This is a genomic window from Acholeplasma laidlawii PG-8A, assembly GCF_000018785.1.
Lineage (GTDB): Bacteria > Bacillota_I > Bacilli_A > Acholeplasmatales > Acholeplasmataceae > Acholeplasma > Acholeplasma laidlawii.
In genome coordinates, this window is record NC_010163.1 from 283260 (window position 1) to 304472 (window position 21213).

General features: G+C 32.3%; 22 protein-coding genes and 2 tRNA genes. 22 read left to right on the plus strand and 2 right to left on the minus strand.

Translation table 11 applies throughout. From position 1 onward, the window contains the following. Position 1 precedes the first annotated feature (1 nt). From ACL_RS07165 to ACL_RS01430, 17 genes are all read left to right on the plus strand, one after another. The gene (locus ACL_RS07165; protein WP_049751937.1) at positions 2 to 1816 is read left to right on the plus strand and encodes a hypothetical protein; all 1815 of its coding nucleotides are present in this window, start codon (positions 2 to 4) and stop codon (positions 1814 to 1816) included. After that, entirely contained in the window at positions 1816 to 2454 is a 639-nt protein-coding gene (locus tag ACL_RS01355; RefSeq protein WP_041633746.1) for a YIP1 family protein, read from the plus strand. Before ACL_RS07165 ends, ACL_RS01355 begins: the two co-directional genes overlap by 1 nt. Continuing rightward, positions 2451 to 5033, plus strand: a complete 2583-nt coding sequence (locus ACL_RS01360; protein ID WP_012242230.1) for a DUF5696 domain-containing protein — start codon at positions 2451 to 2453, stop codon at positions 5031 to 5033. The genes ACL_RS01355 and ACL_RS01360 overlap by 4 nt, the downstream gene beginning before the upstream one ends. Next, positions 5033 to 5977 (plus strand): carbohydrate ABC transporter permease, encoded by a 945-nt coding sequence (locus tag ACL_RS01365; protein WP_012242231.1) that lies wholly within the window; start codon positions 5033 to 5035, stop codon positions 5975 to 5977. Before ACL_RS01360 ends, ACL_RS01365 begins: the two co-directional genes overlap by 1 nt. After that, on the plus strand, positions 5970 to 6968 hold the full coding sequence (locus tag ACL_RS01370; RefSeq protein WP_012242232.1) for a carbohydrate ABC transporter permease: 999 nt from the start codon (positions 5970 to 5972) through the stop codon (positions 6966 to 6968). Before ACL_RS01365 ends, ACL_RS01370 begins: the two co-directional genes overlap by 8 nt. Then, complete coding sequence (locus ACL_RS01375; RefSeq protein WP_012242233.1) at positions 6968 to 7624, plus strand: DUF624 domain-containing protein; 657 nt, start codon at positions 6968 to 6970, stop codon at positions 7622 to 7624. The genes ACL_RS01370 and ACL_RS01375 overlap by 1 nt, the downstream gene beginning before the upstream one ends. After that, positions 7608 to 8756, plus strand: a complete 1149-nt coding sequence (locus tag ACL_RS01380) for an exo-beta-N-acetylmuramidase NamZ family protein (RefSeq protein ID WP_041633748.1) — start codon at positions 7608 to 7610, stop codon at positions 8754 to 8756. The genes ACL_RS01375 and ACL_RS01380 overlap by 17 nt, the downstream gene beginning before the upstream one ends. After that, complete coding sequence (nagZ, locus tag ACL_RS01385) at positions 8743 to 10314, plus strand: beta-N-acetylhexosaminidase (RefSeq protein ID WP_012242235.1); 1572 nt, start codon at positions 8743 to 8745, stop codon at positions 10312 to 10314. Before ACL_RS01380 ends, nagZ begins: the two co-directional genes overlap by 14 nt. Next, entirely contained in the window at positions 10307 to 11194 is an 888-nt protein-coding gene (locus ACL_RS01390; RefSeq protein ID WP_012242236.1) for a BadF/BadG/BcrA/BcrD ATPase family protein, read from the plus strand. The genes nagZ and ACL_RS01390 overlap by 8 nt, the downstream gene beginning before the upstream one ends. A gap of 1 nt (position 11195) precedes the next feature. Continuing rightward, positions 11196 to 12110 (plus strand): N-acetylmuramic acid 6-phosphate etherase, encoded by a 915-nt coding sequence (gene murQ, locus ACL_RS01395; RefSeq protein ID WP_012242237.1) that lies wholly within the window; start codon positions 11196 to 11198, stop codon positions 12108 to 12110. Between the two features lie 4 nt (positions 12111 to 12114). Beyond that, positions 12115 to 12579, plus strand: coding sequence for a GNAT family N-acetyltransferase (locus ACL_RS01400; protein WP_012242238.1), 465 nt, complete (start codon positions 12115 to 12117; stop codon positions 12577 to 12579). A 4-nt stretch (positions 12580 to 12583) separates the two neighbouring features. After that, entirely contained in the window at positions 12584 to 13306 is a 723-nt protein-coding gene (gene nagB / locus ACL_RS01405) for a glucosamine-6-phosphate deaminase (RefSeq protein ID WP_012242239.1), read from the plus strand. A gap of 17 nt (positions 13307 to 13323) precedes the next feature. Further along, positions 13324 to 14682: an ROK family protein gene (locus ACL_RS01410; RefSeq protein ID WP_012242240.1), complete on the plus strand. Its 1359-nt coding sequence runs from the start codon at positions 13324 to 13326 to the stop codon at positions 14680 to 14682. A 13-nt stretch (positions 14683 to 14695) separates the two neighbouring features. Continuing rightward, positions 14696 to 15544, plus strand: coding sequence for a PIG-L deacetylase family protein (locus tag ACL_RS01415; protein WP_012242241.1), 849 nt, complete (start codon positions 14696 to 14698; stop codon positions 15542 to 15544). Between the two features lie 154 nt (positions 15545 to 15698). Then, entirely contained in the window at positions 15699 to 16283 is a 585-nt protein-coding gene (locus ACL_RS01420; protein ID WP_012242242.1) for a DUF402 domain-containing protein, read from the plus strand. Then, on the plus strand, positions 16280 to 16816 hold the full coding sequence (locus tag ACL_RS01425; protein ID WP_012242243.1) for a phosphatidylglycerophosphatase A family protein: 537 nt from the start codon (positions 16280 to 16282) through the stop codon (positions 16814 to 16816). Before ACL_RS01420 ends, ACL_RS01425 begins: the two co-directional genes overlap by 4 nt. 100 nt (positions 16817 to 16916) lie before the next feature. Then, entirely contained in the window at positions 16917 to 17627 is a 711-nt protein-coding gene (locus tag ACL_RS01430) for an NAD-dependent protein deacylase (protein WP_012242244.1), read from the plus strand. Between the two features lie 52 nt (positions 17628 to 17679). Here the strand turns inward: ACL_RS01430 and ACL_RS01435 are convergent. Then, positions 17680 to 17754 (minus strand) — tRNA-Gly (locus tag ACL_RS01435). A gap of 310 nt (positions 17755 to 18064) precedes the next feature. Here ACL_RS01435 and ACL_RS01440 point away from each other — a divergent pair. Both ACL_RS01440 and ACL_RS01445 read left to right on the plus strand, forming a co-directional pair. Further along, positions 18065 to 19042 (plus strand): M50 family metallopeptidase, encoded by a 978-nt coding sequence (locus tag ACL_RS01440; protein WP_158298320.1) that lies wholly within the window; start codon positions 18065 to 18067, stop codon positions 19040 to 19042. After that, complete coding sequence (locus ACL_RS01445) at positions 19039 to 19788, plus strand: class I SAM-dependent methyltransferase (RefSeq protein ID WP_012242246.1); 750 nt, start codon at positions 19039 to 19041, stop codon at positions 19786 to 19788. The genes ACL_RS01440 and ACL_RS01445 overlap by 4 nt, the downstream gene beginning before the upstream one ends. A gap of 39 nt (positions 19789 to 19827) precedes the next feature. Here the strand turns inward: ACL_RS01445 and ACL_RS01450 are convergent. Next, positions 19828 to 19901, minus strand: a tRNA-Thr gene (locus ACL_RS01450). Between the two features lie 245 nt (positions 19902 to 20146). Between ACL_RS01450 and ACL_RS01455 the strand changes: the two genes are divergently transcribed. From ACL_RS01455 to ACL_RS01465, 3 genes are all read left to right on the plus strand, one after another. Next, positions 20147 to 20344, plus strand: a complete 198-nt coding sequence (locus tag ACL_RS01455) for a cold shock domain-containing protein (RefSeq protein WP_012242247.1) — start codon at positions 20147 to 20149, stop codon at positions 20342 to 20344. 90 nt (positions 20345 to 20434) lie between these two features. After that, on the plus strand, positions 20435 to 20878 hold the full coding sequence (locus ACL_RS01460) for a Fic family protein (protein WP_041633750.1): 444 nt from the start codon (positions 20435 to 20437) through the stop codon (positions 20876 to 20878). Further along, entirely contained in the window at positions 20875 to 21165 is a 291-nt protein-coding gene (locus tag ACL_RS01465) for a Fic family protein (RefSeq protein ID WP_041633752.1), read from the plus strand. The genes ACL_RS01460 and ACL_RS01465 overlap by 4 nt, the downstream gene beginning before the upstream one ends. Positions 21166 to 21213: the final 48 nt, after the last annotated feature.

Here is a 21213-nt window from a genome sequence, read left to right on the forward strand (position 1 = left end):
TATGAAATTATTTACACTCATATCTCTTTTATTTACATTACCATTAAACTTTTCAATTATAAGATATAACTTCTCATACTATGGTGATGTAATTCATTCAGCGCCAGGCTTAAGTTATGCACAGACTTTTAGTGAGAGAACACTAGAAACTGATATGGTCACTCCTGAAGATCTTGTGGTTTATGAAAACGAAATATATATTATATCTAGTGGTTCTAATGCATTAATCGTTGTGAATAATAATTTTGAATTAAACCAATCTGTGAAATCATTTGAGATAAGCACAGCATACAGAAATTTTCTATTTGACACTACTGAGGGTTTATTAGAAGCTCATACAACGCTTAAGTCAGATGTAGCAGTCCAGCTAAATACTGCAAAATTAAATGCTAATGAAAGTATGGCATCTCTAGTATTCTTAGAAGCTGAAGCTAAAAATGTATTTATAGCAGATATTGATGCTCTACATGCAACACTTAACACAAAAGTTACATCAAGTTTTAATCCATCAACTATTGTTGGCACAATTACAGAAGCTAATACAGAGTTTAAAAAAATTGTTGATCTAGCAATTGATGCAGATGAAGCAGCAAGAATTGAAAAAGGATTAGAACGTGGTGAGAACACAGTTTTAAACTATAAAAATGCTACATCGGTTGAAAAGGACGAAATCCTTAACGTATTGGAAGCACAAACATTAAACGGACCTATGGGACTTGATGTTCAGCATACTGGTATCTATATTGCAGATACTGGTAATAATCGTATTGTAAAATTAAATCATAACTTCGAGGTAGTAGATTTATTTACTGAAGTTGATGATGTAACCTTTGAAACAGTCGACTTTATTCCTGTAAAAATTACTACAGACTCAACGGGTAGAATGTATGTTGTAGCTAGAGAAATTTACGAAGGTATTTTAGAATTAGATACTGACGGATCATTTAACAGATACACAGGGGTCAACCCAATCACTTTATCTCCAATTGATATCTTTAACCGCTTTTGGATGAGTGATGCACAAATTGACAAATTACCTAAGTTCTTACCTACAAGTTATACAAACGTTACAATGAACTCAGAAAACTTTATTTATGCAACCTCATTACCATCTACAAACAACTCTGATAACATGATTCAATTAATCAACCCTAAAGGTGTTGACGTACTTATCCGTAATGGATACCACGTACCAAAAGGAGACATACAATTTGTTGAAGGCATGAATAACTACGTTATCGATGGTCCATCAAGACTAGTAGATATTGCAGTGTACCAAGATGGTATTTATACAGTATTAGACGCTAAACGTTCAAGATTATTTACTTATGACTCAGAAGGTAACCTATTATATGTTAATGGTGAAGCTGGTCAACAATTAGATAAATTCACAAACGGTGTAGCACTTGCTTATTTTGGTGATAATTTATTAGTATTAGACAAAGAACTTAGAACAGTTATAGTTTATGAACACACAGAATTTGGATCTAAAGTAAATGAGGCAATTCATCACCATGAAAATGGAGAATTTGAATTAGCAGCTCAACTATGGGAAGAAGTCTTAGTATTAAATACAAACTATGAAGTAGCATACAACGGTATTGGTAAGTATCATTTAAGAAATGGTGATTATGAAAAAGCTATGGAATATTTCCAATATGGCTATGACAAATATTACTATTCAAGAGCTTATAAATCATATCGTAATGAGTTAATTAAATCAAACTTTGGTTACATTATGCTTGTTGTATTATTAATTCCTACAGCACTGATTACATTAAAACAAATTAAAAAAAGAAAGGGTAGACTAAAATAATGAATAAAATTAAAAATATTTTAACAGATTATCTATCCTTTCCTAAATATTTAATGATGCATCCATTTGATGGATATGATGAATTTAAAACAGAAAAGAAGGGTAAATTGAGTGTTGCGATCGTTTTTATTGCACTGTTTGCATTATTACGTATCTTAACTTATCAGTATGAAAGTTTCTTAATTAATGAACGTAATCCAATGTTAATTAATAACCTACAAGAAATCTTTGTAGTTGGATTATTAGTCATTTTATTTGTAACTGCAAACTGGTCAGTCACAACACTAATGGAAGGTAAAGGGAAATTTAAAGAAATCCTTATGGTAACAGGTTATGCATTATTCCCTATTATCATTATTGGTTACCCAGCCTTACTTATTTCAAACTTCTTAACATTAGATGAAATGGCATTTTATACACTTGCAGTAGGTGTTGCATATTTCTTAACGGGTTGGATGTTGTTTATGGGTATTTTAAATATCCATCAATACGGTCTATTAAAGACAATTATGGCATTTCTTGCAACTGTTATATCTATGATGGTGATGATGTTCTTAGGATTATTATTCTTTGACGTTATTCAACAAATCATCTCATTCATTTCTGCAATCATTGAAGAATTGGGGTTACGAAGATGATATTTATTAAAAAACATTATATTAAACTAATTATTGGTTTTCTTGGATTTGCTTTAATTGCATTTGTTGCGATTGGGGTACCACTTTCTAAAACAACTTATGCACATCAGACCACTCAAAGTTTTGACAAAGAAGGGTTTGTAGAAGCAACTAAAGATTCTAATCCAAATAAACTTGTTGCTGAAAATGCAAACTACCAATTATTTTTAGATGAAACAACTTCATACTTTAAAGTTGTTGATAAAGCATCAGGCTATGTCTGGGAGTCCAACCCAAGCGTTGAAGACGACCGATTAGGTACAACGCCAGCTGCTAAAAATAGACAAAAAGCTACATTAGAATATAACTATTATAATGAGGCTGGTTCTGTTGCAACATCTAATAACTATGCACTAAGTATTTCTCACCCACAAGGTGTGAAAAATGATGCTGGTGAACGTACTTACCAAATTCGTTATGTAGAAAATGGGTTCCAAGTATTATATGTCATTGGTAATATTGATATTACAAACTTATATTTCCCAAGATATATCTCAAGTGAATTAATGGAATCTTTCGATCCGGATATACGTGCAGAATTAGAATTATTCGCATATGGCCAATTTGATGCCGAATTAGATGCATTCTTTATTCAATCTTATTCAACTGAATTAGCTCGTGGTGTTAAAACAAGACTTTATAGAATTTTCTATGAAACGCTAGGTTATACATTAGAGGATATTCAAGAAATGAATTTCGAATATGGCATCACAGAAGAAGCTGAACAAACTGAATTTGAAATTGCTGTAGAAGTTAAATTAGAATCACATGGTATTAATGCAAAAATTATTAGAGACTCCATCGTTGAAAGAAATGGTAGATTATCTGAAATATCATTATATCCAATGTTTGGTACAGCACATATGACTGTTAATAATGAGGACTCACAAGGTTACTTATTTATTCCAGATGGTAGTGGTGCTATTATGGAATTTAATAATGGTAAAACAAACCAGTCAGCTTATAGAAAGCGTCTTTATGGTATGGATTTATCCCAAATGCCAATGAAGATGGCTGAACAACAACAAAAAATTAGTTTACCAGTCTTTGGTATGGTGAAAGAAGAAAATGGATTTGCAGCAATCATCACAGAAGGTGATGCAATGGCTTATGTGAATGCTGACGTTTCAAACCGTAGAGACTCATACAACCGTATTTATGCTTCATTCCAAATTAGAGAAACTGAACAAGTTATCTTAGGTTCTGGATTCAACCAATATGGTATTACATTACTTACAAAAGATATTGTAAAAACTGATTTTGAAGTAGAGTTCCACTTTATTAAAGGCTTAGAAAACAACTATGCAGGGATTGCTAAAGTATATCGTGATTACTTAATTGAAAATCATGGCTTAACAAAAACTGATCATACAAATACGATTCAATTAACTGCAGAATTCTTAGGTGCATTTGATAAAAAAGATTTCTTCTTAGGTATTCCTTACACTTCTTTAGACAGTCTAACTACATTCAAACAAGCACTTGAAATACTTGATGAATTAGAAACACGTGGTATTAATGATATCAATGTGAACTATCTAGGTGCTGCAAATGGTGGTTTAGTCAACCAATTATATGATAGAAATACCATTCCTTCAGTTTTAGGTGGTAAATCTGAGTTTGTTAAATTCAATGATGAACTCACAGGACGTGGTATTGATCTATATCAAAATGTGAATTTTGTATCTACAAAATCATATAGAGGTATATTCGATGAATCAATGTACAATACAAAGAGAATTCGTGGTTCACAATCACTATTATATGGATACCATTACCCATCACTTCTACCAAGTTCAGAACTTCCAACTGGTAAGAATTTAGACCAATACCTTTTAAATCCACTTTACTATCAGGCGTTATATAACAAATTTAGTAAAGAAGTATATACAAATGGACTAAGTTTAGGTATGATTGGTTCACAAATTGTGTCTAATCATGATTTTAACAATACAATTTACAAGCAAGATGCTTTAATTATTCAAAAGAACTTATTAGAGACAATTAATGAAGATATGATGATCTCAAATCCACTTGGATTTGCTATTCCATATGCTACAAGATTTGATAGTCTACCTACAGAAACCACATTATATGGTTTAATTGATTATCCAGTTCCATTTACGCAACTAGTATTAAGTGGGTATAAAGATTACACGGCAGACTCTATGAACTTATCAAGTAACCGTAGTCCGAGATTCCAATTCTTAAAAGCTTTAGAAACGGGATCAAACATTAAATATACGTTATCTTATGATAGTTCTCAAAAATTACTCAACACAGAGCATAACCAATATATGTCAACGCACTATATTAACTGGTTAGACACAATTGAAGCTCAAGTTAAAGAATTAAATACAATTAATATTTCAAGCGGTGCTTTAATTGCACACGAAAAACTAGCAAACTTTAATAACGTATACAAAGTAGGTTATTCTAACAACTTAGAAATGATCATTAACTACAACCTATTTAGTATCACAGTAGAAGGTGTAACAATTCCAGCAATGGATTACCATATTACGAGAGGAGCAGCCTAATGCAAGATACAGTACATTCAAACCAAGTTAATCCAAAAGGCAAAAAGAAGTTTGAAATGACCTATGAACGTCAAAAACTATTTTGGGCTGCGGTCTTCTTACTACCTTGGTTTATTGGTTTATTATTACTATTTATAGTGCCATTTTTTCAATCACTAAATTATAGTTTTTATAAATTAACTCCTCAAGTAGGATCTATACTCTTTGAGTATGTCGGTTTTGGTAACTATTTATTTGCATTCAATGAGCACGTAAGTACTTCAACATCTACAAGCTTTAGTGTCGAAATGATTAACACAATGTCTGATGTAGCGTTTAATATTCCTGTTTTATTAATTTTCAGTTTATTTATGGCTGTATTATTAAACATGAAATTCAAAGGTCGTGCAATTGTTCGTGCAATCTTCTTCGTACCAGTTATTCTAAACTCAGTTGCAGTTGCTTCTGCTTTAGGTGGTGGCTCAATTATGACTGAAATCTTAGAACAACAAGGTATTGGTAAAATATTTGATTTACAATTTTTCCTAATTCAATCTGGTTTACCAGAAATCATGGTAAATTCAGTCGTTGGATTAATTGATCGTATTTACGACATTTTATCATTAAGTGGTGTGCCAATATTACTCTTTTTAGCAAGTATTCAATCGATTCCAGGTCATTTATATGAAGCGGCAAAAATTGAAGGTGCTACTGGATATGAAACATTTTGGCTAATTACTTTACCAAACGTGACCCCTCATATTTTAACGGTTGTGGTATATGCGCTCGTAGATACATTCTTAACATCTCCAGTATCTGGTATTATTCAACATGAATTAAATACACAAAACTGGGGTTTGAGTTCAGCGATGGCATGGATATATGTACTATTTATATTAGGTACTCTCCTAGTTGTCTTTGTATTAGCTAAAATATTTAAGATAGGAGGTTCACATTATGAATAGTAGAATTACTGCTAATTTGGGCTTAGGTCAACTTTCATTAGTTGAAGCAGCAAAAGAACGTGGTAAAAATATAAGACGCGTTCGTAAATTTCAAAGTATCCTCATATCTGTTTTAAGAGCACTATTACTAGGTGGATTATGTTTTATTATTCTATATCCTGTAATCCAACAAGTATTACTTGGACTTAGAGCACCAATAGATGCCAATGACCCTTCTGTAGTGTGGGTTCCAAAAAACTGGAGTTTTCAAAACTTTAGACTGGCAATGCTCGTATTGGATTACTGGAATGCACTATTAAATACATTTAAATTAAGTGCCATCTCAATGGTTTTGCAAGTAGCATCTACCGCACTTGCAGGTTATGCATTCTCAAGACTAAAATTTAAAGGTAGCGAAATATTATTTATCTTTGTTATCTTAACTATTGTTATTCCACCACAAGCACTATCGCTAGCTCAATATCTATATTTTAGAGATTTAGGATTGATTGGTAGCGAAAACGCAATTTACCTAATGAGTGGCTTGGGTCAAGGGATTAGAAGTGGTATTTTCATTTATATCTTTAGAAGTTTCTTTAAAGGATTACCAAAAGAACTAGAAGAAGCTGCACAAGTAGACGGTGCATCAGTATTTAGAATTTTCTGGAATGTTATGTTGCCAAACGCACGTGGTGCAATTATTACAGTAGGATTATTTGCGTTTGTATGGCAATGGAATGATACTTATTATGCGAGTATCTTCAACATTTCAACCGAGGCATTCCCGATACTTACAATGCGTTTAGTTAATGCTGCTGAAAACGTATATGCTGCACTCTTCTATTCAGGTGCACTAAGCTTAATTGGGCAAGACGTATGGTCTAACCCGATGTTCTTAGCAACCATTTCAAACGTTGCAGCCTTACTCATGATGTTACCATTATTGGTTATGTACTTATTTGTACAAAAACAATTCGTTGAATCGATAGAAAGAACAGGTATTGTCGGCTAATGAAAAAAGATAAAAAACAATATGATAAAACACTCTATCAAAAATTAAATATATTTGCAGATTGGGTTATTCGTTTGGTCGTGATCAATATCTTAATTATTGTTACTAGTTTACCTATTATTACCTTATATCCAGCATTACTTGCTGGATATAAGATGTTTCATAAATACTTAAATAAAGAAGAAGTGCCAATATTTAAATCATACTTCAAGTTCTTCACAGAAAATATTGCACAAAAATTAAAAATGGGTTTAATATTAGCAGCGGCTATATTTGTTGGCGTGATCAATATCACAATCTACAATGACTTCTTAGAAGCAAATCCTTCACCATTTAACTTGGTTGGACAATATGTGATGGTTGTTATGGTATTAAGTGTCATCTTTGTTACGATGTATACTTTCCCATTAATGATTACATATCCAAACACCAATGTATGGTTAATGGTCAAATTTTCATTTTTCTTAAGTGGTAAATTTATTGTAAGAACAGGATTAGCAATTATTACACTATTTATCCCAATTGTATTACTAGTACATCCATTACTGACATTAATCTTAGTGTTTATTGGAATGTCTACCATGGTATTACTATATGCACTTATCTTTAGCAAAGTTGTAACATATGTCGAAGGATTGGATGGAGAAAATGTTTAAATTAGGTATAGATCGTATTGATGAATTTCTACATTTATTTGAAAATAAACGTGTGGGTTTAATTACAAACCCAACAGGGGTTAACTCTAAATTAGAGTTAACAGCGGATATATTAAATCGTAAAGTAAACTTAACGACACTCTTTGGTCCTGAACACGGTATACGTGGAGATGCAGAGGCTGGTGTTAAAGTAGAAAGTTATTTTGATAAAAAATTAAATATTGAAGTACACTCACTTTATGGACAAAATAGAAGACCGAATCAAGAAATGTTAAAAGATGTTGATGTATTAGTCTTTGATATGCAAGATGTAGGTGCTAGATTTTATACATACATCTACACGATGAGTCATGCGATGCAAGCTGCAAAGGAAAATAATATTCCATTTGTAGTGTTTGACAGACCTAACCCAGTAGGACACAAGTTAGAAGGTAATATACTTGATTTAACTTATCGTTCTTTTGTTGGATATTATCCAATACTACAAAGATATGGTATGACTATTGGAGAACTAGCTTTATACTTTAATACCGAGCAAGGTATTGGCTGTGATTTAACAGTAGTACCAATGCAAGGCTATTCATATGATAAAGATTATACAGAATATGATATACCTTGGTTAGCACCAAGTCCAAATATTCCAACACTAGATAGTGCTCACATTTATTTAGCAACATGTGTATTTGAAGGTACTAATGTTAGTGAAGGTCGTGGCACTACAAGGCCATTTAGTATGATTGGTGCACCGTTTATCGATGCAGATGATTTAGCCGCTAAAGTGGCTAAATTAAATACACCAGGTATCTTAGTTAGACCAGTTCATTTTATTCCGAACATGAGTAAACATGAAGGTGTAAATTGCTCTGGTATCGAAATATTTTTAAGAGATAAAAACGTATTTGAACCTGTTAAATTTGGTTATAAACTACTAGATATCATTCGTAAAGATTATAAAGAATTTGAATTTAGAGTGCCTTGGAGTGAAGGCGGTAAGCAAATGATTGATTTATTAACTGGTGATAATAAGTTAAAAACAAATGTTGATTTAGACCTCATTTTTGATGGGTTTAAACAGGATGAAAAAACTTTTGAGCAATCAATTAGGAGGTTTAAATTATATGAAAAAATTTGACATTAATAAATTAACAACCCAAGAAAAAATTGGACAATTAATCGTTGCAGGCTTCCATGGTACAACTGTTGGACCAGAAATTGAAAATTTAATTAGAGAATATAAAGTAGGTAACATCCTATTATTCTCAAGAAATATTGAGTCTGCAGCACAATTATTTAAATTAAATCAAGATTTACAAAAAATCGCGATGGAAACATTTGGTATTCCTTTATATATTACTATCGATCAAGAAGGTGGTATGGTTACACGAATTTTTGAAGATGGTACATTCTTCCCTGGTGCAATGACAATTGCAGCAACAAACAATGTTGAGTACGCATATAAAATAGGTGACTTAATGGGTAAAGAATTAATCGATCTTGGTATCAATATGGATTTAGCACCTGTACTTGATGTGAATAATAACCCTAAAAACCCAGTCATTGGTGTAAGAAGTTTTTCGGATGATCCAGATAAAGTAGCTTTATTTGGTAATGCAAACATTAGAGGTTTACAAAACCACGTTGTTGCAACCGCTAAACACTTCCCAGGTCACGGTGATACACATGTGGACTCACACTTAGCATTACCAAAAGTTGAAAAACCATTAAATGAATTAGAAAAATTTGAATTCAAACCATTTAAAGCGGCAATCAATGATGGACTACATGCAATTATGTCAGCACACATTAACTTTACACATCTAACTGAAGATGGATTACCAGTGACATTATCTAAACGTGCATTAACAGGTTTACTACGTGAAGAAATGGGCTTTGAAGGTTTAATTATTACAGATGGTATCGAAATGAAAGCTATCCATGATAATTATGGCACCATCGAAGCGACATTAAAAACAGTAAACGCTGGTGCAAACTTGGTATGTATCTGTCATGATTTACCTTACCAAATTGGTGCTTCTGATCGCTTTAATAAAGCATTAGAAACAGGTGAGTTAACTATGGATACACTAAATGAGCGTGTAGCACGTATCTTAACATACAAAGAGAAATTAAATGTAGACTTAACACGTACTTATGAAGATGTTAAAGAAAATGTAGAATCTATAGAATCTAAGGCTTTTGCTAGACAAGTTGTAGAAGAAGCAGTGACCTTAATTAAGGGTGAAACTTTCAAACAACATGGTAAAACTTTAGTTATTTCTACAAACCCTCAAGCAACTTCGATTGCTGATGAAGATTCACATAATTCTAAATTAGGACGTCGCATTAGAGAAGCATTTGCAAACTTTGAAGTGATTGAAACTAAAGTTAAACCAACTGAAGTTGAAATTGCTGACATCGTTTCAATAGCAAGCGCATTTGATCAAATCGTTTATACATCATATAACGGTAATGTCTATCAAACACAAATCCAATTAATTGATGCATTAAGCGCATTAAATAAGGATTTACATGTCTTAGCACTTAGAAATCCATATGATTTATATTACACAAAAAATATTAAAAACTATGTTGCCTTTTATGAGTACACACCAAACTCAATCGAAGCAGTTGTTAAATACTTAAAAGGTCAATTAAAACCACAAGGAGTTTCACCGATACGTTATGAATAAAATCATTAGCATTGACGGTGGAGGCACTAAAACCCTGGGTGTGTTATATAACACATCTGGCGATGAACTTAAACGTACAACTAAAGGATCAAGTAACTTTGCTGTAAGTGTTGATGATGCATATCAATCACTTAAAGGCGTCATTGATGAACTAATATCAGAAGACGTAAAAAGCATTCAAATTGGTCTTTCAGGGTTTAGTATGATACCGAATCTAGATAACTTAATCAAGTCATTAGAAGACTTATATCATACGCATGTGTATATCTACCCCGATGCATACTTAGGACTTTATTCAGCGTATGATCCTTTATTACCACTTATTTATGTAGTAGGTGGCACTGGTAGTATAGTATATAGTTTAGTTGATAATGAATTTAATAGATATGGCGGATATGGTCACCTATTTGGTGACCCCGGCTCCGCTTATGGATTTGTAATGGATGTCTTTCTAGATTGTCTTAAAAAATTAGATAATCAAAAAAGATTAAATAAAGTACAAGCTGATTTATTAAAACATTTAAATCTAAGAACTAATCAAGAACTGATCGGTTATGCACATAAAGTTAAAAAGCAAGAAATTGCTGGACTAGCAAGATTTATTACAAGCTATACACATACATATGTTGATCAAAAGATCAAAAAACAAGCAATGATTATTGCTAAAAGTATTGAACAAGTTGCAAAGGCACAACGCATTCAAAATAATTTCCTACTTGCACTAAGAGGTGGATTCTTAGAATCAGCGCCAAACTTAAAAGAAGAAGTATTAAATTATTTAAACAAAAAAGAAATCAAGTATATATTAAATAGGGATATTAAAGAAGCGGTTTACGGCGGTTATATGCTCTCTAAGTTATCCAAAGGAAAGGAATTTTAAAATGGTAGATATTAAATCCATTACAACTGAACAACGCAATAAATTAACTAAAAATTTAGATGTTAGTTCAACAACAGAAATACTAAAAATGTTTAATAATGAGGACAAAAATGTACCTTTAGCTGTAGAAAAAGTACTTGATAAGATTGCTTTAACAGTAGATGAAGTTACTAAACGACTTGCAGAAGGCGGTAGACTATTTTACATTGGTGCAGGAACGTCCGGCAGATTAGGTGTTTTAGATGCCTCTGAATGTGTTCCAACCTTTGGTGTTTCTGAAAACTTGGTCATCGGTATTATTGCAGGTGGCGATAGAGCATTAAGAATCGCTGTTGAAGGCGCTGAAGATGATGAAGTAGCAGGTGTTAATGACCTTAAAGCTTATAACTTTAATGAAAAAGACTTTGTTGTAGGTTTAACTGCAAGTGGTCGTACACCATATGTTATGGCAGCTATGAAATATGCGCGTAGTATTGGTGCTAAGGCAGCAGGTATTACAACATCTCATAATGCACCATTATCTCAAGTAGTAGATTTTCCAATTGAGGCAGTAACAGGTGCTGAACCGTTAACAGGTTCTACACGTATGAAATCAGGAACTGCTCAAAAACTAATTTTAAATATGATATCCACAGCAACCATGGTAAAACTAGGTAAAGTCTATGAAAACTTAATGATCGATATTCAAATGAGTAACGATAAATTAGTTTCACGTGCAGTAGGTATTGTTGTAGAAGTTACAGGTGTTGATCATGATGTTGCAAAAGTTTACATTGATAAATTTAAATCTGTAAAACACGCAATATTCGCAATCATCTCAAAATTAGATAATATTGAAGAAATTAACGAAGTATTAAATAAATACAATGGTAACATTAGAGAAGCATTGAAACATTCTATATCATTTGGAGGATAAATTTATGAAAGATATGTTGGTTCATTTATATAATTTAGACTTTGCGGACAAAATGCCAAGCAAAGACGTTAGAATCGTACGCGTACTATCACCAAACAGTGATAAAGTTATCGCATTTGTAGAGGCTCACTTTTCAAAGGGTTGGGCAGCTGAAGTTAAAGCGGCTGTATACAGAAGTCAACCAACATGTTTTGTTGCATTACATGAAAACAAAATCGTAGGTTTTGCTGCTTATGATGCAACAGCTAAAGGCTACTTTGGTCCAATTGGTGTAGACCAAACCTTAAGAGGAAAAAATATAGGAAAGGCATTAATCTTACACACATTAGAAGCAATGTATCATGATGGCTATGGTTATGCTATTATTGGTGGCGCTGGTGATAACGTATTTGAGTTTTATAGAAAAACTGTTCAAGCTTATGACATTGAAAAACCAGGTAATGTGTACGATAGATTAATCAGAGGTTAACGAATTGAAAATAAACGTATTTGAGACAAAAGAAGAATTATATAGAGCAGTAGCTGATTTTTATATTAAGGCAATCAATGAAAAACCAAATATGACATTAGGTTTAGCAACAGGTACAACACCGATTCCTTTATACCAAAATCTGATCAAAGCATATCAAGATAAATTAGTATCATTCAAAGATATTACAACATTTAACTTAGATGAATATATTGGGTTACCTAAAACACATAAAGAATCATACTTTAGTTTTATGAGAAATCAATTATTTAATCATGTAGATATTAATTTAGATAATACACATATTCCAAGTGGTGTATTAGAGCCTAGTGAAGCAATAAAAGAGTTTCAAACTGCTTTAGATGCTCATCAGATAGACATCCAATTATTAGGCTTAGGATCTAACGGACATATCGGTTTTAATGAACCAGGTACATCATTTGAATCTACAACGCATAAAACACAACTTGCATTATCAACTATTCAAGATAACTCAAGAATGTTTGATTCTATTGATGAGGTTCCAACTGAATCAATTACAATGGGTATTAAAGATATTATGCGTGCATCTAAAATCGTTATGATAGCAACAGGTGCTCAAAAAGCTGATGCTGTTTACAAAATGATTCAAGGTCCAGTAGATGAAAGTCTACCAGCATCAATTTTACAAAAACATGATGATGTAGTTATCTTCCTAGATAAAGACGCAGCATCGTTATTAAAATAGAAAGCAGGTAAGAAATCATGGCATTAAAAAATAAATTAAAATTAGACCCAACATATGAACCAGCAATTATTTACTTTAATGAATTTAAAGAAGAAGTAAAGAAGTCAAATAACTTTGAACCACTAACTGTAGTTGTTGAACGTATGGATGGCTTTAACGAAAGTTATACAGCAAACATATTTAAAGATCCTAGCAAATTAGAAAAGAATATTTTCTTTGCTGATCGTTTAGTGAAAACACTACTTTGGTTATATGGTGGTTATAAAGTAACTATCGTTGGTAATAAAGATGTATATGAGTCTATTAAAAAGACTTATCTAGAAGGTGAGAGACTATTTGATTCTAAGTTTATGAGCCGTATTTATGGAAAACCATTTGAAGTAGTTCACGCGGATGAAGTACCAAAACTGGTTAAAGGCGACAGCCCAATTGGAAAACACTTAAAAGGTAATAGAATTGGATTTGACGCTGGTGGATCGGATATGAAAGTTTCTGCAGTAGTTGATGGTGTTCCAGTATTTAGTACAGAAGTCGTATGGTTTCCAAAATTAAATAGTGATCCAAACTACCACAAAGAAAACATTCGTAAAGTGATTCAACTAGCAGTTGAACAACTTCCGAGTGTTGATGCCCTTGGGGTATCAAGTGCTGGTGTATATATTCACAATGAAGCTAGAGTAGCAAGTTTATTTATAGAAGTACCTGATGAATTATTTGATGAACATATTACAAACATCTATAAAGATATTGCTAAAGAATTAAATGTACCTTTAGAAGTCGCAAACGATGGTGATGTGACAGCCTTAGCAGGATCTATGAGTTTAGGTAAAAACAAACTATTAGGTATTGCTATGGGTACAAGTGAAGCAGTTGGTTATATTAATGCAGAAGGTAACGTTACAGGTTGGTTAAATGAATTAGCCTTTGTACCAGTAGACTTCCAAAAAAATGGTCCAATTGATGAGTGGAGTTTAGACATGGGCACTGGTAATAAGTACTTTAGTCAAGACGCAGTCATTCGCTTAGCTGAAACTTCAGGGATTACATTCCCAGAAGATATGCCATTAGCTGAACGTCTAAAAGTTGTTCAAAATTTAGATGAAAACAGTGAAACATATCAAGAAATATATAAGACAATTGGTACATACTTAGGTTATACACTAGCATATTATGAAGAATTTTATGATATTGAAGAAGTCTTATTATTAGGTCGTGTTACATCTGGTCTAGGTGGTCAAATCATCGTAGATGTAGCAACAAAAACATTAAAAGAAAACTTTGAACATTTAAGTAAAAAGATTAATATCTCACTTCCAGATGAAAAAGCACGTCGTGTTGGACAATCTGTGGCAGCTGCAAGCTTAGTGAAACTATAAGAAGGTAAAAAAAATGGAAAAATATAACAAAACAACCGAATTTTATGTACCTGATAACAAACCTCTAGAAGAAGCTATCAAACGTACAACTCATATGGCAATTTTAGCGCACCATGACGATATTGAAATTGGTGCAATCGATGGTGTTTTACAAACATTTCAGAAACCAGACAAATGGTTCTTTGGTGTGGTTGTAACAGATGGTTCAGGTTCTTCACGTGGTGGAAATTATGCACACTACACAAATGAAGAAATGATGGTCGTTCGTAACCTTGAACAAAAAAAGGCTGCGTACTTAGGTGAATATGGACTACAAGCATTTATTAATTCTCCTTCAAAACAAACAAAAGATCCACAAGATACAGTTGTTGTAGAAGAAATTAGAAAAATGATTTTAGACGCTCAACCAGAAGTGTTATATACACATAACCTAGCTGATAAACATGACACACATATTGGTGTTGTAACTAAGACCATTAAAGCGTTACGTTTATTACCGAAAGATAAACGTCCTAAAAAACTTTATGCAGTTGAAGTATGGCGTGATCTTGACTGGTTAAATGACGATGAAAAAGTTGCATTTAGTGTTGGTGGAAGACCAAACCTTACAAATAGCTTAGTTGAAGTGTTTGACTCACAAATTGACGGTGCAAAACGTTATGACTTAGCTGCAATTGGTCGCCGTTTAGCGAATGCAACATTTGCTACAGCTCATGCGCTTGACCAATCTGATCAAGTTGTTAACGGTATGGATTTAACACCATTAATCGAAGATGACTCACTAGATATGGTAACATTCATCTTAGATGCAATTGACCGTTTCAGATTAGATGTTGAACAAAAAATAAGAAAAATTTTATAATAATGTATGCACTTTAGATAATCTAGAGTGCATATTTTTTTAATTTTACGAAATAAAGTCCTTGATTCAGTATGATTTCATGTTATAATAGTCTTCCTGTACTGACAACAAAAGCGCTTAGATGTTATAATACATTTAAGTAGGTGAGACTTATATGAAATTAAAAAAAGCAAAAAAAATCCAAATACATGGCTATAAACATGATGGTAGTTTACACCGAGTGTGGATAAATTCATTTGTTGTTGATGATAATGAATCATATTTAGTTACAGGAAATCAAAGAACAAAAGTGATTGAATCTAGTGGCCGTAGTTGGTATACCAAAGAACCAGCACTATGTTATTTCTTTGAAAAAGAATGGTTTAACATTATAGCAATGTTTAAAAAAGATGGTATACATTATTATTGTAATGTATCAAGTCCTTATGTGTATGACTCAGAAGCGATTAAATATATAGATTATGATCTAGACATCAGAGTCTATCCAAATGGTCGTATCGTGGTTTTAGATCGTAAAGAATTTGAAACAAATAGCAGTAAATTAAACTATTCGGAAGACATTATAAAAATCGCTAATCACGCGATTACCGAACTTAAAGCCTGGATTAAGGAAAAGCGTCCACCATTTGATGATGTGACTGTAAAATTGAATTTAGAGACATTTAAGAAGGTTTTAGACTATCATAAAGAGTTAAAAGAAACAAAGAATATTGAAAGGAATAGGAAAAGGGATAAATGATCGAAAAAACTTATGAAGAAATAAAGTATGACCTTATTATTAAGCGTCTAAAAGAACGTGGTGTGGAGGTAGCTGATATTGCTAAAATCACACTAGATTTACAAAAACCATACTTAAAGGATATGACACTTGAAATTTGTATAGACCACGTGAATCGTGTTTTAATCAAAAGAGAAGTTCAAAATGCTGTATTAACAGGTATTGAGTTAGACGTTTTAGCAGAAAAAGGATTACTTTCAGAACCACTTTCAACGATACTTATGGAAGACTACGGTCTATATGGTGTTGATGAAATCTTAGCGTTATCTATCGTCAACGTTTATGGATCCATTGGATTAACAAACTTTGGTTATGTAGATAAACTAAAATTAGGTATCATCAAAGAACTAGATACGAAACAAGAAGGTGTGGTACGTTGTAACACATTCTTAGATGACCTAGTTGGTGGTGTTGCAGCTGCTGCAGCTGGTAGCATTGCACATAAATATGCAGATACTACAAAAGTACTAGAAGCATACAAAAAAGCTATATAATAGATTAGAAAAAACTACTTTTCATCGAGAGTAGTTTTTTTATGAATCACTAGTATATTTTATATTCTAGTGATATGATGAGGTTAAAGGAGAACTTTTTATGACTATAAAAGAACTACAAACTATCATAGATACATCGAACTATATCGTCTTTTTTGGTGGTGCTGGAGTATCTACAGAATCTGGTATTAAAGACTTTAGAAGTAAAGATGGTTTATATAGCCAAAAATTTAAAAACTACCGACCAGAAGATATCCTAAGTAGAAGTTTTTTCTTTAATCATACAAAAGATTTCTATGAGTATTTTAGACGCCACTTCTTAGATACTGGCATTAAACCAAATAAAGCACATATGTGGCTCAAAGATGCTGAAAGTATCGGTAAAGTTAAATGTGTTATTACTCAAAATATTGATGGACTCCATCAAATGGCAGGTTCAAAAAATGTAGTAGAACTCCACGGATCAGCTCACAGATATTACACAGTAAAAAAGAAACAACCTATTGATGGGTTAACCTACATTTTAAATACTGAAGATATACCAGTAGATAGTGAAGGCGATCTTATAAAGCCAGATGTTGTACTTTATGAAGAACCACTTAACTCTGAAGTAGTAAGAAAAGCCATAGAAGAAATATCAAAGGCAGATACTTTAATTGTTGCAGGTACATCACTAACGGTTTATCCAGCAGCAAGTTTTATAGAATACTTTAAGGGTAAACACTTAATTGTGATAAATAAAGAGTATATGCAATTTAAACACTTTATTGAAGGTCAAGTTGGTGAAATTTTAAGTCAAATTAAGTTATAAGAAAATAAAAAAAGTTCTCAAGCATTTACTTGAGAACTTGTTTATTATTTACTGGAGCCGGTGAGCAGGATCGAACTGCCGTCTAAGCCTTGGCAAGGCCTTGTAATAACCATTATACGACACCGACATGTTGCTTTATTATGATATCAAATGCATCCATACTTGTCAAGCCTTATTTCAAAAAAGATTTACTTTTTTTCTAACTTATTCATTTGTAAGAATTATACCACAAATCTTTGGTAAAAAGAAACCGATAAGTTGATGTTATAATATGTATTAGGGTGAACACAATGAAAAAAAGACTGCGAAAAACATGGATTTATTTTTTACTTGGAATTGTAGTAAGTTTTTTTTATGTTTTATTAATTTATGAAAACTTTTTTACACATTTAAATAAGGGCTTAAATACAGTACCCTTTTATGTGCACATAATATATATGTTCATAGCTTTATTTCTAGCTATCTTTGCACATGAGATGGGGCACTTCATCTCATTTGTTAAACAAGGCATAAAACCCAAGGCTTTATATGCCCTTGGTATCGCCTTTGTAAATGACAATGGACTAAAGATTAGATTCGTACCTAAATTTCTTCTGATGATTGGTGGTATCGTCATACCTGATCACTTAAGTATTCAATCTAAGGATGAAGAAGAAACAATGGTTCATAAATTTAAAAGAGTTTTACTAGCAGGGCCTAAAGCATCTATTATATATGGTGTCCTCATAATATTAATCTGGATACTTTGTTTATTTACGAATATATATTGGTTAAATGGATTTTTATTCACCGTGTTGATTGTAACCTCCATCATGACAGTGCTTGCTGTATTATCCTCTAAAGTATCTAGAGCAGGTATGTATGGAGACTTTGCAGCAGAAAAAGCATTTGATAAGGATAAACTCTTTAGATTAACCTATCTAATCCAGTTAACAACCTTAATTGAGCACGATAAGGAAAGTATGGCATACTTTTGGCCAAGCATCGTAGAGATGCTTGAAACACAGCATCAGGCGCATTCACAGCTTTATACCAACCTTTTAGGTCAATACATATATGAGGTTGCATTTCATGGGCAAATTGCATGTCTAAGTATTGAAAAGAAGATGAACAGTTTAATTAGAAATATACCTAAAACTGAAGATGGACTTATCCTTTACTTAAATATTATCTATTACTATGAAGCATTAAATGATAGAACTAAAGTTATTCAATTGCTTAATAACTTAAATACAGCGAAGTTTAAGGTAAGTGATAAGGTATTAACTTATTACTTAAGACTCACAAATCACTTATTAGGATTTAAAGATGAAACGGTATTTTTAAGTCAACCTAAAAATGTACATACAAGTTCTTACCAATGGGTGTATAAACCACTAAATATTCAAGAAGAATTAAAAGGTATTGTAAAATGAAAGATTATACGAAGATAAATCAAAAGATGTTTGATAAATGGGTAGAAGAAGGTTGGCAGTGGGGTATACCTATTACTAAAGAAGTATATGATAAAGCTAAACAAGGTATCTATGAAATATACCTTACACCCACAAAGAAAGTACCAAATGACTGGTTAAAAGATATTAAGGGTAAACATGTATTAGGTCTTGCTAGTGGGGGTGGCCAACAAATACCAATTCTACAAGCCTTAGGTGCTAAGGTTACCTGCCTAGATATTTCAGAAAAGCAATTAGAAACTGAAAAGAAATTATCTAAGGAATTTGGTTATGACATTCATCTTGTTCAAGCTGATATGACAAACCCTCTTCCTTTTCAAGATGAAACGTTTGATCTAATATTTTATCCAGTATCTAATGTATATATAGAAAAAGTAGAGCCAGTCTTTTTAGAATGCTACCGCATTTTAAAAAAAGGTGGTGTCTTACTTTCTGGATTAGATAACGGGTTTAATTTTGCTTTTGATGATGAAGACGGGAAAATCTTATTTGATCTTCCATTTAATCCGCTTAAAGACATTGAACAATATGAGTATATGGTAAAGCATGATTACGGAATTCAGTTTAGTCATACCATGGAAGAACAAATTGGTGGTCAATTAAGAGCTGGATTTAGATTAGTAGATATATATGAAGATACGAATCTATCTGGTTATCTAAAAGAAAATAACATACCTAGTTTTTATGCAACAAAGAGCATAAAATAAAAAAAAGCCTTGATGGCTTATTTATATACTTATTTTAAATGGTGCCCAATGCAAGAATCGGACTTGCGATTCATCCTTACCATGGATGCGTGATACCACTTCACCAATTGGGCAAATTTAACATGCAAAATGATTATATCAAACAAAGATGTAAAAATAAAGTCTTTTGTGTAAACTTTCCTAATGTATGGGATTTTAAACTAAAAGGCCTTGCAGTGCTAAAAAAATGAAATTAATGATATTTATTCATTTCAATTAAATTTAATTATGTTTTTAGGTTGTGTTATCAAAAATTAAAGTGTATAATGATTCTAGGTTTGAGAAAACCAAGAGATCTAAAGAAGGAGTATTGCATTTAATGAAAGGTACTGTTAAATGGTTCGATGCAGGTAAAGGCTACGGCTTTATCACTGCAGACAACGGTAAAGATGTATTTGTTCACTATTCAGCTATTCAAACTGATGGTTACAAATCTTTAGCTGAAGGCGACCAAGTAGAATTCGAAATTAAGTCAGGCGATCGTGGAGATCAAGCGGCTAACGTTTCTAAAATATAATTCGCTTAGGTAAATGTAAGAGGTTTAGAAATAAACCTCTTTTTTTTATGTTTATTTTTGGTATAATCAATTGTAAGGGGCGATGCGAGAATGAAGCTAGATCTATTAGAAGTGGATAAAGTCCACTTTAACGAATTAAGGGAACACGCAGATGAACAATCCTATAAAGATTTAATTCGAAATTTTATCTATCAGTTTACCTATGATTCCATCACGATTGAAGGTAAAAATGCTCTAACCAAGCTGGATGTAGAAAATTTATTAAATAAAAAGATTATCGTTACCCAATTACCAGAGCGTGAACAAAAAGAAGCTTTAAACTATCAAAATGCTTTTGAGCATGTGATGAAATTGGTATCCTCTAGAAAAGTGTTAACAGAAGATATATTGAAAGACTTACATGAAATGTTAGTTAGTGGTATATTCTTAGGTGGCCAATACCGTAAGGTAAATATTCAAATCAAACATAGTATGCATCAACCACCTGACTATGTAAAGGTCTATGACCGTATGGTAAATTCTTTTATGATTTGAAACATTTTAAAGGAACTACACTTCAAAGAGCATGTTTTGCACATGCACAAATCTTTAAAGTATATCCGTTCTTAGAAGGTAATGGACGTTTAGCTAGATTAGTGTTAAATTATATTCTATTATATGATGGTTATATGCCTGTATCGATTCCGGTTTCTGAAAAAGAAAATTACCTAAATCATATAGATACATTCAAAGAAGAGAAGGATTTATCGCCGTTTGTGGGATTTATTGAAAAACTCTTATTAGATGCATATGAAACCTATATAGAACAACTAGAAAACTAAAATCCTCTAGAAGGATTTTTGTTTTATGTGATATAATTTTTAGTAGGT

Excerpts from the sequence above, each read along its gene's own strand:
- ACL_RS07165 (WP_049751937.1), top strand. The coding sequence starts at position 2 with ATGAAATTATTTACACTCATATCTCTTTTATTTACATTACCATTAAAC.
- ACL_RS01355 (WP_041633746.1), top strand. The coding sequence starts at position 1,816 with ATGAATAAAATTAAAAATATTTTAACAGATTATCTATCCTTTCCTAAA.
- ACL_RS01360 (WP_012242230.1), top strand. The coding sequence starts at position 2,451 with ATGATATTTATTAAAAAACATTATATTAAACTAATTATTGGTTTTCTT.
- ACL_RS01365 (WP_012242231.1), top strand. The coding sequence starts at position 5,033 with ATGCAAGATACAGTACATTCAAACCAAGTTAATCCAAAAGGCAAAAAG.
- ACL_RS01370 (WP_012242232.1), top strand. The coding sequence starts at position 5,970 with ATGAATAGTAGAATTACTGCTAATTTGGGCTTAGGTCAACTTTCATTA.
- ACL_RS01375 (WP_012242233.1), top strand. The coding sequence starts at position 6,968 with ATGAAAAAAGATAAAAAACAATATGATAAAACACTCTATCAAAAATTA.
- ACL_RS01380 (WP_041633748.1), top strand. The coding sequence starts at position 7,608 with ATGGAGAAAATGTTTAAATTAGGTATAGATCGTATTGATGAATTTCTA.
- nagZ (WP_012242235.1), top strand. The coding sequence starts at position 8,743 with ATGAAAAAATTTGACATTAATAAATTAACAACCCAAGAAAAAATTGGA.
- ACL_RS01390 (WP_012242236.1), top strand. The coding sequence starts at position 10,307 with ATGAATAAAATCATTAGCATTGACGGTGGAGGCACTAAAACCCTGGGT.
- murQ (WP_012242237.1), top strand. The coding sequence starts at position 11,196 with ATGGTAGATATTAAATCCATTACAACTGAACAACGCAATAAATTAACT.
- ACL_RS01400 (WP_012242238.1), top strand. The coding sequence starts at position 12,115 with ATGAAAGATATGTTGGTTCATTTATATAATTTAGACTTTGCGGACAAA.
- ACL_RS01410 (WP_012242240.1), top strand. The coding sequence starts at position 13,324 with ATGGCATTAAAAAATAAATTAAAATTAGACCCAACATATGAACCAGCA.
- ACL_RS01415 (WP_012242241.1), top strand. The coding sequence starts at position 14,696 with ATGGAAAAATATAACAAAACAACCGAATTTTATGTACCTGATAACAAA.
- ACL_RS01420 (WP_012242242.1), top strand. The coding sequence starts at position 15,699 with ATGAAATTAAAAAAAGCAAAAAAAATCCAAATACATGGCTATAAACAT.
- ACL_RS01425 (WP_012242243.1), top strand. The coding sequence starts at position 16,280 with ATGATCGAAAAAACTTATGAAGAAATAAAGTATGACCTTATTATTAAG.
- ACL_RS01430 (WP_012242244.1), top strand. The coding sequence starts at position 16,917 with ATGACTATAAAAGAACTACAAACTATCATAGATACATCGAACTATATC.
- ACL_RS01440 (WP_158298320.1), top strand. The coding sequence starts at position 18,065 with ATGTTCATAGCTTTATTTCTAGCTATCTTTGCACATGAGATGGGGCAC.
- ACL_RS01445 (WP_012242246.1), top strand. The coding sequence starts at position 19,039 with ATGAAAGATTATACGAAGATAAATCAAAAGATGTTTGATAAATGGGTA.
- ACL_RS01455 (WP_012242247.1), top strand. The coding sequence starts at position 20,147 with ATGAAAGGTACTGTTAAATGGTTCGATGCAGGTAAAGGCTACGGCTTT.
- ACL_RS01460 (WP_041633750.1), top strand. The coding sequence starts at position 20,435 with ATGAAGCTAGATCTATTAGAAGTGGATAAAGTCCACTTTAACGAATTA.